The following is a 12,315-nucleotide window of genomic DNA, read 5'->3' as shown; positions in this document are numbered from 1 at the left end:
TCTCATCAACAAGCATTTCATACTCAAAGCCCAAATAATCCGGTAAACCGGAATTGAAAACATCGGTTAACCGAAAGGAATATAGTCTATGTTAGGATTCAAGTCTTTTGACACAGCTACATCCATTCTTTTTGGAGTAGAGGCCATATGATCAAAAGAACAGGTTGATTTAAGGAATCACTCTGTCCAAAATCAGAGAGAATTTGTCCATCAGTTCTGTTTCTTCTTGTTTTACATATGGATTGTATAAGGCTCTCCGAATCTTACGTTTTTAAGGAGGTATCGTCCCATGGTAAGCATAGAAGGACTAACCGGGCGTGTGATCCTGCAAGGCTCACCCGGCTATGACGAAGCAAGACAAAATTATAACGGCCGCTTTAACAAATTCCCCAAAGTGATCGTTTACTGTGAGGTTACACAGGACGTTGTCAACGCGATCCAATGGGCACGTAAGCAACAGCTTCCTTTTCGCGTACGCAGCGGCGGACATAGCTATGAAGCATTTTCCCTCGTAGACGGCGGTCTCGTCATTGATGTCAGCGGGCTGCTAAAGCTGCAAATCAATAAAGAGGGCGGCACGGCGCAGATCGGCGCGGGGTTCCGTTTGCTACCTTTGTACGAAGCGCTTTGGAAAGAAAGAGTAACCATCCCATCCGGGACGTGTCCGACGATCGGTGTATCCGGAATAACGCTCGGAGGAGGATACGGGTTGTTGTCCAGGCTATTGGGAATGACCTGCGATAACGTTCTCGAGGTGGAAATGGTTACAGCCCAAGGCAAGATTATCCGTGCCAATGACAGTCAGCACAGCAACCTGTTTTGGGCTTGCCGTGGTGGGGGAGACGGCAGCTTTGGTGTGATCACATCCTTTACCTTTCGTGTGCATCCGATCGAGAATGTCACTCGTTACAGAATAACATGGGACTTTGCCGATCTCGAAAAAGTGGTGCGTTATTGGCAGACGTGGGCTCCCCATACCGATGCACGTCTGACATCCCTGCTATTAGTTCCTGCGCAAAACCAGGGCGATATCCGTTCCAGCGGCGTATTTGTCGGCTCTGAACAAGAGCTCAGGCAGATTATTCGTCCTCTGCAAGATGCGACTCAGCCCAAGACCGCTGAGTTCCACTCCACTACTTGGATTGAAGCAGCCCGCCTGTTTGCAGGACGACAGGTAAAGCAAGACAAATTTAAACATTCTTCCGCCTATGCCTACGAACCTCTGTCAGATGCGGCACTTGGCGTTTTGATCCATAACTTGCAAACCGCCCCCGGCACAGCTAATGTGATCGCGTTTGACTCCTATGGTGGTTCGATTAGCCAAGTACCCACAAATGCAATGGCATTCGTACACCGCAAAGCCTTGTTCGTGATCCAATACCAATCGTATTGGGTGAAGGATGCGGAAGCAGATAAAAATATCCAATGGATTGAGCAATTCCGTAAATCCATGCTCCCCTATACTCGCGGCGCATTTCGCGACTACTGCGACTCCATGATTCCTGATTGGGCTAATGCATACTTCGGAGAAAACTTAGCTAGACTGAAGAAGGTTAAACAAATGTACGATCCTGAGAATCTATTCCACTTCGAACAAAGCATTCCAAAATAAAAAATATTAAAAACTGATTAAAAGTAGGCGATAGTGATTTGGTTTTAATGTAGGCGCCGAATATGACGGCTTTCACTAAGATTCTCAACTTCATTATAGAAATGAGTATTTATAGCTCTAGACATTTTTATATCTGCTTCTTATCAAGCGACATTATTCAACGAACGATTCTTCCATTAAACTGCTTAAGATAGTTAAATAGTCCCTTCCGTTTCAATTTCAAGAATCAATTCAATAATTTCTTATTAATCAAATTTTTGAGGGAGAGATGTATTTTGTTATTATCAAAAGGGTGCCGCCTCTTGAAGACAGTCAGAGCATATTAGGGCATGAGAAAAGTGAAACTACCAGAATAAAGCACAGTTATGTGGAAGCTTAGACAAGAATTTTATAGGAAGTATTTTTAGTAATTACTTAACGATGATAGCAACGTTAAAAAGGCGTTGCTGTATTTCTTGAATTCTTCCCATTAGCTTAAGTACATTCCTTCAAAAAGTCATTTTCACCGAAGAATAAAGGAAAGAGTTGAGTTTTGCCGCATCCTTTAATCGTTATCACTTAAGAAAAATCCTTCAGAGTGTGCTCAGCATAACTTATAGGGGAGGTGTTGAAATTGGCAATTTACGAATGGGGAGTTGACTCAGCTGAGAATGTAACGGAAGACTTATTTCAATGTGTTATACGTAATTTTGGATATCCTAAATTTTGGGGAAGATACCTGTTAAGAGTTCCTGGTGCTTCGGAAGGGTTAACAAAACAGGAAATCTCATTTATTCGAAGTAAAGGTGTAAAATTATTACCCATTTATAATTCTTTTCAAGATGCAAAAGGATATAGACAGGGAAGAGTAGCTGCAAATAATGCAGTATTTAATGCTCGAAAACTCGGAATACCAAAAGGTGTCCCATTATTTGCGAATGTTGAACGATTTTTTCAAGTTGATAATGAATGGATTCAAGGTTGGACGGAAGCAATGTTTACAAGTGGATATAAAAGTGGTATTTACAATGATCCAGTGGTGGGTGGTTTTAATAAAGCCTTTTGTAATGCAGCAAAAGAAAATGAAAAGGTAAAAATACAAAATATATTATGGAGTGCTGAACCAGAGTTGCACCCAAGTGGTCCTCGGAATCCCCCTAATTATAAACCGAAGGCCCCTAATTGTGGTGGAAACGTATGGGCTTGGCAATACAGTCGAAAAGTAACTCAGTGTCCAATTGATACTAATTTAGCTAATAGTAGCTTAGTAAATATTCTATGGTCATAAAAATACCCCGTTTTTTCAGCAGGGTATTTTGTATTTCATATTTATCAATTTCACAATACAAAAAAATAAATGTCGTCATTTCAGACATATACTCAGCAGTTCAACAATCGCGGCCGATTGTTGAATATCATTACTGATATCTTGGGAGTTCAGGTGGGAGGTCCGTACTTTCTTCTAAGTGAATTTCAGTTCCTCCTTCACCAGTTTGAAATACTAAATGTCTGGTTGGTCCATTACTCGAGATGGATATTGTCCTTTTTACGGATACCACCACCTATATCAAGAGGTTGTGATGCATAACAACACTATCTCAATCGAAACTCATATGTAATTTAATCGAAAGCCTGTATAAAAGTGGAACCCTCTCTGCGCATAAGTAAATAAAACAACGCTCTCTAGTCTAGTTGTCACAACTCTACTTGTTTGCAAAACATCGTGATCCATGTATCTTTCTCTGTTTAATTCACTGATCACATTAACACAGACAATCATAGGCACCAGGTGAAGTAAACAACGAAACAAGGCTTGAAATGTCTAAACTTACACTAACGTTTCGACATGCAGGGTCATGTAGGTACATATAGATTAAGTGTTATCCAAGCCATTGAAACATCTTAACTTAAATAAAGCAAAAATAGATTTTTTTTTAATAATAACTAGACTTTCAGCGGTACTTATTATAAATCGGCTAAGTGTTAAGATCCATATCCCTCTCAAAACTTATGTGTTCGTGGATTAAATAATAATCAAGTCGACACCTATTTCCTGTAATCTTTGCAATTTGCATCATTCATTGAAAGCTTTCCTATTAAACCTCTAGCTTCAATCTAGACTGGGCACTTTATCATAAATATCCAAAAAATCAGTCCCTGTCCCCTCCATTCTTCTTAAATAAATTTCTAGGTTCTTGTTTTTATCAAGGAAACAATAGTAATCAACTATTGTTATATTCGCTTCATTATTACGTTTTTAATAAAAATTTTACCATTCCTAAAGTAAATAGTTTGAATTAAAGATAAATATTATATAGTTTAAAAAACAAGTCAAGCATCAATATAAATACAATTAAATGGAAAATATAATGGAATATGCATTTAAATATACTTTTCACCTATTTTGATTATTTATATCGTGCTGGAGTTACTTTTAAATATACCTTAAATGGATCCATCGGATTGGCAACAGGAAAGAAAGCCATAATCCTTAACGCCAGAGAGGGGGGTATTCAGAGCCACCTGCGAGTCACAAAGAAATGGCGGTTACTTTTGTCGAAAACACACTTCACTTTTTAGGTATTTACGAAATAAAAAAAGTTATTATTGAAGGAAATAATCAATTCCCAGATAAAACAGACGAAATAATTAAAAATGGTCTTGATGAAGGAAATAAGTTGCCCATTTTCTAATTAATTAGGCAAGTTAAAAACCACCAATTTATTAGTCCAGGCTTTCTGATTTAGAATTTTTTAAATCAGACCTGTCCTCTTACCCTTCTTACAGAAAAACTGCGCAATATAATCAGCGCAGGATTTTTCTGTAATTATTCCCGGTTCTTGTTTTATGTTTATATCACTCTTCTTTGAATCAGAAATTCCTTGACTAAGTAGGCCGATTGAGGAAAGTGTAATCCTACTTGCCAGGCTCCAAGCCCCCTTAATCGATAATCGACAACCAATTGCAGCTTTTGAGCACGGGCTCTGGAGTCTTCGAACCAAACGATATGTCTTGTACCCGCTTCGTCCCGATAGCTAAAGAAAGGCTGCTGATCTGCAATGGAATATTGAATAGGAACTTGATATTTCATAGCGGTCTCAATAGCAATAGATACAGATACAGCACGTGCACTTAAAGCGGTTCCATTTGACATCGTCCAGTCATATCCGTACCGCGGGACACCAAGAATGATTTTATCTCCCCTCATAAATCTTAAAGCATATTCGATGGTTTTCCTTATTTCTTGTATAGGAGCAACAGGACCCGGTTGACTGCTCGCTTCATGCCAGTCATAGGCCATGATAAAAACAAAGTCAACAGCAGCCCCTATGCCTCCGTAATCATATCCCTTTAACCAAGGGACGTCATCACTTGTTTTCGCTGGGATGGCCACAGAAGTATAATATCCTTCAGGCTTTAGTCGATCTCGTAACGCTCGTAAGAATCCGCTATACAAATCCCTTTCTCCTTCACGGATTCTTTCAAAGTCAATATTCACCCCGGCGTAATTTTTTGTCTTCACCAAATTGTAAATATTATTAATAACTCGTTGCCTTACCTCCGGATTATTTAATACTTGCTTGGTTAATTCAGGACTGAATCCAGTCTCCGTTAAATTTGTAATGACTGCAAGTGGGGCAACGTTTTTTCCCCTTAAAAGCTTAATAAGTTGTTGATCATCAAGTGTACTTAAGCTTCCATCTTCAAGAATATGATGTTCAAATATACCAAAATAGGTATTGATAGAAGCAAATGTCTCAACATTGGCTATATTGTTTTCGGGGGTAGAAGGCGTGAGATAACTCAGTCCTTCTGCTTCATACCTTATTCTTGGCGGCAAATAGATATTCATGTCAACCATCAATACATCGGATTGTAATCCATTATATAAACGGATCGTTTCAATTGGGACCAAAGCCATTTGAGAAATCGTGTATAACGAATCTTCTGGCTGGACAATATACATATTTGTCGGAATAAGTAAGTCCTGCCCTGGTACTAATCGATCTGTTTTTAAACCATTTATGATTCTTATACTATCCATATTAATTCGATATTTCATCGCGATGGAAAATAAGGTGTCTCCCGTTTTAACAATGTAAATAAACATATGGCACCTCTTTCATCTTTCTTTATCTCAAATTAAACCTCATAATCCCCACATTATGTCTTTAAGAAAATCGCAAAAGAATGACAATTTCACTTTATAACAAAAATTATATGCAGATGTTTTTTTAAAAATGATAATAAGCAGCTTGCGGAAGCAATTCAACAGAAAAGTTTTTATGGATCCAGCCATCGTTTTTAAAAATCATTGGTATTGACAACTTATGATGGAAATGACTTATCGCCAAAACGCTATTAAAACATAAAGAAAATATTGATAAAAACGTAATTAACTAGGCTAATAATTAGAATTCGCTTCTAAATCAAGCGAATACAAATTTATTAATTTGGGGAAAGTATGTATGCCTTATATTTAGTTAAAGGAGGAATATAAAATGACTGATCTCTATTCCCGTATTTCGAAGGAGGATGCCGCCGTTCTTTTTGTTGACCATCAGACCGGCCTTATCTCCGGACTCGTGCGTGACTACGGTGTTGATGAGTTTAAGAACAATGTCCTGGCTCTGGCTAATACCGCCAAATTTTTCAATCTCCCCGTCATTCTTACCACGAGCTTCGAGAATGGCCCGAACGGTCCACTAATGCAGGAGCTCATCGAGCTTTTCCCAAATGCGCCAAAGATCTCTCGTCCAGGGCAAATTAATGCCTGGGACAACGAGGATTTTGTCAAGGCTATCGAGGCGACTGGCAAAAAGCAACTTATCATTGCCGGTGTGGTTACTGATGTCTGCGTTGCTTTCCCAGCACTTTCCGCATTGAAAGCGGGTTATGAAGCATTTGTCGTTACCGATGCTTCCGGAACATTCAGCCAACAGGTGGCGAACGCCGCGCTAATGCGAATGGCACATGCTGGCGTGCAACTTATGAACTGGTTTAGCGTGGCGTCAGAATTACAACGCGATTGGCGTAACGATAGCGAAGGTTTTGGCGCTTTACTTGCCAGCCTACTTCCGGGCTATCAAAATGTAATCGGGAGTTATATGGGAGCTCAGAACGATCTTAACTAGTAGAAAAACTAAATTCTCAATTTTTTCATATGACACTGAAAAAAAGCTGGCCGGTAAGGGTACCGGTTAGCTCTTCCAATACTATTGCCTTTTTATAGATTTCGAAATCGTTACTTTAAGTTTTGTTGCACTTGCCACATCTTCCACTTTTTTGCCGTCCTGCCCAACTGTTACGGATTGCCGTAAGGGTTTCTACCAGCCCTAAAGATGGATTGGTCTATGTAGTCTGGTGCAACAACAATCACACCAGTTCTGATGCAAGACCTTCAAAACACTAGCAATCGACTGACTCACGCCATATAAATAAGCTTATAAAAATAACGCCTATTATGATTGTAATAATTACTTGATTAGCCCCCCAACCAATACTCCCAGCTAAGGAAAGCCACGCTCCTCCACCATTTCTACCGAATCACGAAAACTTAAGTTGAACTGTAGGTACCATCGTACTGTTAACAAAATAATGTCAGGCTGATAGTGCCCATTTGAACAAATCTTCTTTTTTCAGAACACACAGCTTTTTTTTTGAAGATATCGTTTTGTTTTTTCGTCAGTGAGCATTTTATGATTGGAGTCAATCTTTTCAAGTACGTGCGAAATTAGTATTTTTTAAAAGAAGAACATGAGCTTGCACAGCTTCTAATGTTTGTCTGATTTGCATTTGAGCAAAGGCAGTGCCAAATCCCCCGGGAGTGGCTCTAATTACACCTACTGGTTTTCTATGTAGTACTGAAGACTTAGACTTAGGAGGTCTAGAAGCCCAATCCAACGCGTTTTTCAACACGCCCGGAATACCTGAGTTATACTCCGGACTTACAATTATAATTCCGCTCAACTTCTTGAATTGAAATTTTAAATGTTGTTATCGTTTCTGGATCTCCTCCAACTTCTAAATCCTCATTAAATAAGGGGAGATCTTTAAGTTCTATCCAACGAAATTCTATGAAATCATCCAGCTCTGGCAATGCCTCAGCTATGATCCGATTATAAGATTCTTTTCTTAAGCTGCCGCAAATAAGTCCAATTGTTTTGATCATAGCGATTACCCCTTTTTTCAAATCATTTTCTCCCAGCTTTAAATTTCAAAATTTAATCTCTATAGGGACCCATGAGTAGTAATTGGATAAAGGTTTCCATTTAAAGCAAATGAAACTCTACCTGTTTCCTCAGATACTACCAGTACAAGGGCATCACTTCGTTCAGTTAAACCTAAAGCAGAGCGATGTCGTGTACCAAGTTTTTTATCAGCTGTATATCTGTCTGAAAGCGGCAGGACATTTGCTGCAGAATCGATTTGATTGTGTCTTACCAATACAGCACCATCATGGAGTGGATTTCCAGGAAAAAAAATTGATTCTAATAAAGAATGGGTTAACTCTGCTCCTATTGAAATACCCGGTTGAATCAAAGATTCAAGAGAATCTTCCCGTTGAATCACAATTAATCCACCATGTCTCAGATTCGACATATTTTGTACGCAAATTGATAATTCCGGATATTTGTCCGTAAACGGAGACAAATAACAGTTTAAATAAAAAGTGGCAGCTTTCATTTCAATGTACACAAATTTTTCTTTAATTTTTTCAAAGTTTCCAAGAAGACAATTGTTTTCATTACCCATTGCTTCTAAGTTATTCTGTAATGCCGTTATTACTTGACGAATATCCTCTTTTAATATTTGTTTCATTGGTGAAAAATCGCAACTTCCATTATTCACAGAAACGCACCTCCATTTAACTCTCTTTTTTCGATATATCATCACCAACATTGCTCGCAAAAAGTTCAGTCTAATTTTTAATAATATTTTTATCGGTTTCACGACTTGTTCAATCTATAATTTAAATGTACTTAAAGTTTGTCTACATAAGAATTATTTATTCATCTATTGTAAAAAGCATGTTCGGCAAAATGAGGTATCCATTTTTTTATTCATCTTTAACATCTATCAGTATTTTTTCATGTTTTAGGGGCAAGGTAAGACAATAACTATTTTAAAGACCATTGAAATTTATCATTATATATGAGGTGGTATAAAATGCCTTACGTTACGGTATTTGACCGAGGAACTTTTGAAGTTGAAATGGGAAAAAAGTTAGTTCTAGCATTGGAAGATAACGAAATAAATATTCTTCACCGCTGTGGAGGGCAGGCAAAATGTACGACTTGCAGAGTAGAAATATTGACAGGTGATTTTTTTGAGGTAACCCATAAAGAAAAAAAGGCCTTTGAGGAAAAGGGAATTGAAGATCATTTGCGTTTATCCTGTCAAATTTTCGTGAATGGAGACATAACCATTCGCCCGATAATGACTGTAGAAAACTCTCGAATTGACGCTGGTCCAAGGCCAGCTGACTAAATTTAGCATATATATAAGTGAACAATTTTCAAATCATAACATCAAATATAAACTGCCCATTAACTCGCTCCTTTAGAGTAAGGTTTTTAATAAGAGAATTGCACATTCATAAAGCCACCAAATTGGTGGTTTTCTTATACGTCTATCAAACCTGTTCGTATTATAAGGTCAGGCAGATATTTAAAAAGTACCCTATAGAGTAGACACTTAATGAATGTCTACTCTATAGGGTACTTTTTGTATAATAAAAAAATGGGGAATTCAGAGGTAAATTAAATATCAATAACAATGTCACCAGGGGTCTCAACCGCAACATCATTTAACTTGCGCTATCTTTATGCAAAGCATTCGAAGCTTTGTTAAAGTAGGTATTATCTAATTTGAAACCAATAAAGTTCCGATTTAGATTTATAGCAGCCTGTCCTGTTGATCCTGAACTCATAAAACAATCTAATTCTGTTTCACCATTTATGAGTTGCAATGATTTTTTTAAGAACAATAACTGGCTTTTGACGAGGATGAACTCTTACTTTCCACTAACTATAGGAGCTTCATAATATGAATTAAACGTTCTTTTTGTCCATTTAGTATAGGAAAAAAATATTCTCATGAGCTTGACAAATAATTTACTTTCGCATTAATGGGGAACGGATTGGTTTTTTCCCAAATTCCTATTTTTGTAGTTTCAACTTCAGCTTTTTGCAACTTTTAATATATCACTTATTTTAACCTGGAATTAGTACTCTTTTAAATACTAATGGCTTCGATGATAAAAATCCCCTCTTTTTTGACGACTTTTCCTTTTACTTTAATTGCTATCATTATTTCCACCCAAAACAAAGGATGATGAATTTTTTGAAAACCGACTATGACGAACATATTTGTTACGTATAAAAGATCAAAAAAATGATCATGCCTTTTATAAGCAAAAACTATTCAAAAAAAGGTAAGAGCATATAAGTGCTCTTGCCTCCCTTAAATTTTCCCCTGTTATTCTTCCTTGCTTGCTGCCATATTCATGTTCGCTTTGACATTCTCCTGGCTGATCGTGGTAAATGGTAAATTGCGCTTTCCTGAGAAATTCTCAAGCAAGTCTTTGACATCAATTCCCGAAGATGCTTTTAATGACTCCTGAAATGATGCCATTAAATCCGTTGCATATCCAGTCACTTTATTAGCCCCGCCATTCACTCCGCTTCCGCCTGTATCCACTACAGTGATCTTGTCTATATTACTAAGCGGGCTTGCCACTTGTTTTGCATACTCCGGAAGCATTTTCAAAATCATGTCCATTACGGCCGCTTGCCCGAACTGTTCAAAAGCTTCAGCGATTTTCTGCTTGGCTTCTGCCTCCGCTACCCCTTTTAACCTGATGATTTCCGCTTCAGTCGTACCTTGTGCCCTTTGTGCGTCCGCTTTAGCAAGACCGTCCATACGAAAAAGCTCTAAAAGGAGGAACCAGATCGGTTTTTGTATAAGGAATTTTTTAGTTCTAAACTAAATCACGGGAATAACCTATGGGATAAGAAGTATTTAATCGCAACAGCAGGTAAACAGCTGGATAAAATGATTCAAAATTATATGCATGGAAACCTCTGCCGGCCCCTTAGTTGCATAACAAAAAGGTTGCTTCAGCAACCTGAAGTAGAACCGTTAGCTAAATAACTAAAACTAGTACATATTAATTTTTGTTCTTTAAAACAGCATTTCACGAAAGCACCTAACGCACCAGTTATCTCAATAAGAGGTACCTCCAACAGTTTATTAGGTGTGTGAAGAAGGTTTTGGATTTGGTGGAGGTTTCTTCTTTATAATCTTTTGGTTATACTCTTTATCATTGACCAGGCAATTGTTCCTGATACATACGCACATTTTAAGAGATGTCCTCTCTCTGCCCTCTCATTTTCATCTTCTTTTGCATTTCATAAGTATAGATATTTGCTGCACGAATTCATCATGTGCTGGCTGCAGCGTTCGTTTTCTATTTGCCAGCTGCTGGGATTAACAAGATATATGGAGATGAGCTTATGAATTTAATAGATTTAAAAGGGAGCTATGATGCTATTTATAGTTTAGGTCATAATTGTTTAGCTGGCATTCAGCTTAGAAAAAACAATCTAAGGCCATTTGCAGGAGTATTGGATTGGGTGGGTTCTCCTTCTCTACCGGATGTAACCCGGCTGCTACAGAATCAATTTGCTGGTTTCCTCGAAAAACCTAATTTGGAATTTCGGGGCTACGCTTCTGATAAGGATTTGCTGGTGTCAGATAATGCTTATAAAATATATTTCAATCATGATTTTAAAACGGATGTAAATACCCCTACTAATCTAGCCGCATATCCTGAGGTTAAGCAAAAATATGACCGGCGTGCAGCACGTTTTAAAGACAAAATGGCTAACGGCCAGCGTCTGCTTTTTATTAGAACACAGGGAACGTTAGAAGAAATTACAGAACTTGAGAAGGTGTTATCGCAGGTTGTTAAACATGATTTCCGGATCCTCGTTGTAAATCATACAAATGTTAAAGGAATTGTTGAAAGAAGTTGGCCATTGCAACGAGTCTGTGTAGTCGAACTACCAGATACGGGCTTTGACACCGATGATATGTTTCATATTAATGATGCCCTGTGGAAGACTTTATTATCTGGCATAAACGTAACAGTTTAAATACTGTACCAATATAAAAGGAAAAAACAGCTACGTTGCTTTTTCCTTTTTTCTAGTCTTGTAACGCTGTTCTATATTTCTTGAACCTGGTTTTCCGTTAATTTCGCAACCAATTTTAATTTAAGGAGTTAGAAATTTTCCATAATTGTCACGTCACCTGACATTTTTCTCGTTTTTTTTGTATATTGCCAATTGTTCATTCGGTTTTTGGCGATCCAGATAAAATGGAATGAGGACTGTTGTTAGTAGCTGCACTCCGTTTATAAAATAGGCGAGAGCTCAAAGAAAAGGTGTATTCTGTTACAGCAGAATGCGCCTTTTCTATTACTAAGTTACTTTTTTTCTTGAACTCTTTTTCTAAAATTCCCTGTAAAAATTCCCTTTTTCTCCCCCTTTTATTAATGCAGCTTTTCGCAAATTCTTTATAAAAATGTTCTGGTACCTCATCACTTAAACGCTTTCACCCTACGGGTGTCGTTCCCCAAAATATAACTCCCTCCTTTCGTTCATTATCGTACGTTCGTACGACTTATAATCTAAGAGTGTTAGCCCCCCAAATATAAT

9 protein-coding genes and 4 pseudogenes are annotated in these 12,315 nt (G+C 37.9%); 6 read left to right on the top strand and 7 right to left on the bottom strand.

The features are described from left to right. Positions 1–289: 289 nt before the first annotated feature. Together ACIQZD_RS17980 and ACIQZD_RS17975 are read left to right on the top strand one after the other, a co-directional pair. Complete coding sequence (locus tag ACIQZD_RS17980) at positions 290–1,612, top strand: FAD-binding oxidoreductase (RefSeq protein WP_402905064.1); 1,323 nt, start codon at positions 290–292, stop codon at positions 1,610–1,612. A gap of 613 nt (positions 1,613–2,225) precedes the next feature. Continuing rightward, positions 2,226–2,879, top strand: coding sequence for a glycoside hydrolase domain-containing protein (locus ACIQZD_RS17975; RefSeq protein WP_402905062.1), 654 nt, complete (start codon positions 2,226–2,228; stop codon positions 2,877–2,879). 142 nt (positions 2,880–3,021) lie between these two features. Here ACIQZD_RS17975 and ACIQZD_RS17970 read toward each other — a convergent pair. After that, positions 3,022–3,137: pseudogene (locus tag ACIQZD_RS17970) on the bottom strand (ring-cleaving dioxygenase); the annotation flags it as partial. 994 nt (positions 3,138–4,131) lie between these two features. On the opposite strand from ACIQZD_RS17970, the gene ACIQZD_RS17960 reads away from it, so the two are divergent. Continuing rightward, positions 4,132–4,284, top strand: coding sequence for an NADPH-dependent FMN reductase family protein (locus ACIQZD_RS17960; protein WP_402905653.1), 153 nt, complete (start codon positions 4,132–4,134; stop codon positions 4,282–4,284). 158 nt (positions 4,285–4,442) lie between these two features. Here the strand turns inward: ACIQZD_RS17960 and ACIQZD_RS17955 are convergent, their stop codons facing one another. Further along, entirely contained in the window at positions 4,443–5,702 is a 1,260-nt protein-coding gene (locus ACIQZD_RS17955; protein WP_402905058.1) for a glycosyl hydrolase family 18 protein, read from the bottom strand. A gap of 391 nt (positions 5,703–6,093) precedes the next feature. Here ACIQZD_RS17955 and ycaC point away from each other — a divergent pair, with 391 nt between their 5' ends. After that, complete coding sequence (gene ycaC / locus ACIQZD_RS17950; RefSeq protein WP_402905056.1) at positions 6,094–6,726, top strand: isochorismate family cysteine hydrolase YcaC; 633 nt, start codon at positions 6,094–6,096, stop codon at positions 6,724–6,726. A 384-nt stretch (positions 6,727–7,110) separates the two neighbouring features. Here the strand turns inward: ycaC and ACIQZD_RS17945 are convergent. The 3 genes and pseudogenes from ACIQZD_RS17945 to cdaS form a co-directional block, all read right to left on the bottom strand. Further along, positions 7,111–7,234, bottom strand: a pseudogene (locus tag ACIQZD_RS17945) (IS6 family transposase); the annotation flags it as partial. Further along, a pseudogene (locus ACIQZD_RS17940) lies at positions 7,231–7,763 on the bottom strand (NADPH-dependent FMN reductase). The pseudogenes ACIQZD_RS17945 and ACIQZD_RS17940, both read right to left, overlap by 4 nt. Positions 7,764–7,822: 59 nt before the next feature. Beyond that, a complete protein-coding gene (gene cdaS / locus ACIQZD_RS17935) occupies positions 7,823–8,443 on the bottom strand; it encodes a sporulation-specific diadenylate cyclase CdaS (RefSeq protein ID WP_402905053.1) in 621 nt (206 codons plus the stop codon). A 318-nt stretch (positions 8,444–8,761) separates the two neighbouring features. Here cdaS and ACIQZD_RS17930 point away from each other — a divergent pair, with 318 nt between their 5' ends. Continuing rightward, positions 8,762–9,082 (top strand): 2Fe-2S iron-sulfur cluster-binding protein, encoded by a 321-nt coding sequence (locus tag ACIQZD_RS17930; protein ID WP_402905051.1) that lies wholly within the window; start codon positions 8,762–8,764, stop codon positions 9,080–9,082. A gap of 319 nt (positions 9,083–9,401) precedes the next feature. Here the strand turns inward: ACIQZD_RS17930 and ACIQZD_RS17925 are convergent, their stop codons facing one another. Then, the gene (locus ACIQZD_RS17925; protein ID WP_402905614.1) at positions 9,402–9,563 is read right to left on the bottom strand and encodes a DNA methyltransferase; all 162 of its coding nucleotides are present in this window, start codon (positions 9,561–9,563) and stop codon (positions 9,402–9,404) included. 509 nt (positions 9,564–10,072) lie between these two features. Further along, positions 10,073–10,528, bottom strand: a pseudogene (locus ACIQZD_RS17920) (flotillin domain-containing protein); the annotation flags it as partial. Positions 10,529–11,109: 581 nt separating this feature from the next. Between ACIQZD_RS17920 and ACIQZD_RS17915 the strand changes: the two are divergent. Beyond that, positions 11,110–11,751 (top strand): DUF1796 family putative cysteine peptidase, encoded by a 642-nt coding sequence (locus ACIQZD_RS17915; protein WP_402905049.1) that lies wholly within the window; start codon positions 11,110–11,112, stop codon positions 11,749–11,751. Positions 11,752–12,315 lie beyond the last annotated feature (564 nt).

It is taken from the genome of Peribacillus sp. NPDC096447, from assembly GCF_044762725.1.
GTDB lineage: Bacteria > Bacillota > Bacilli > Bacillales > DSM-1321 > Peribacillus.
The sequence above is the reverse complement of the archived record's forward strand: the minus strand, read 5'-3'. Positions and strand labels throughout refer to the sequence as shown.

Excerpts from the sequence above, each read along its gene's own strand:
- ACIQZD_RS17980 (WP_402905064.1), top strand. The coding sequence starts at position 290 with ATGGTAAGCATAGAAGGACTAACCGGGCGTGTGATCCTGCAAGGCTCA.
- ACIQZD_RS17960 (WP_402905653.1), top strand. The coding sequence starts at position 4,132 with ATGGCGGTTACTTTTGTCGAAAACACACTTCACTTTTTAGGTATTTAC.
- ACIQZD_RS17955 (WP_402905058.1), bottom strand. The coding sequence starts at position 5,702 with ATGTTTATTTACATTGTTAAAACGGGAGACACCTTATTTTCCATCGCG.
- ycaC (WP_402905056.1), top strand. The coding sequence starts at position 6,094 with ATGACTGATCTCTATTCCCGTATTTCGAAGGAGGATGCCGCCGTTCTT.
- ACIQZD_RS17930 (WP_402905051.1), top strand. The coding sequence starts at position 8,762 with ATGCCTTACGTTACGGTATTTGACCGAGGAACTTTTGAAGTTGAAATG.
- ACIQZD_RS17915 (WP_402905049.1), top strand. The coding sequence starts at position 11,110 with ATGAATTTAATAGATTTAAAAGGGAGCTATGATGCTATTTATAGTTTA.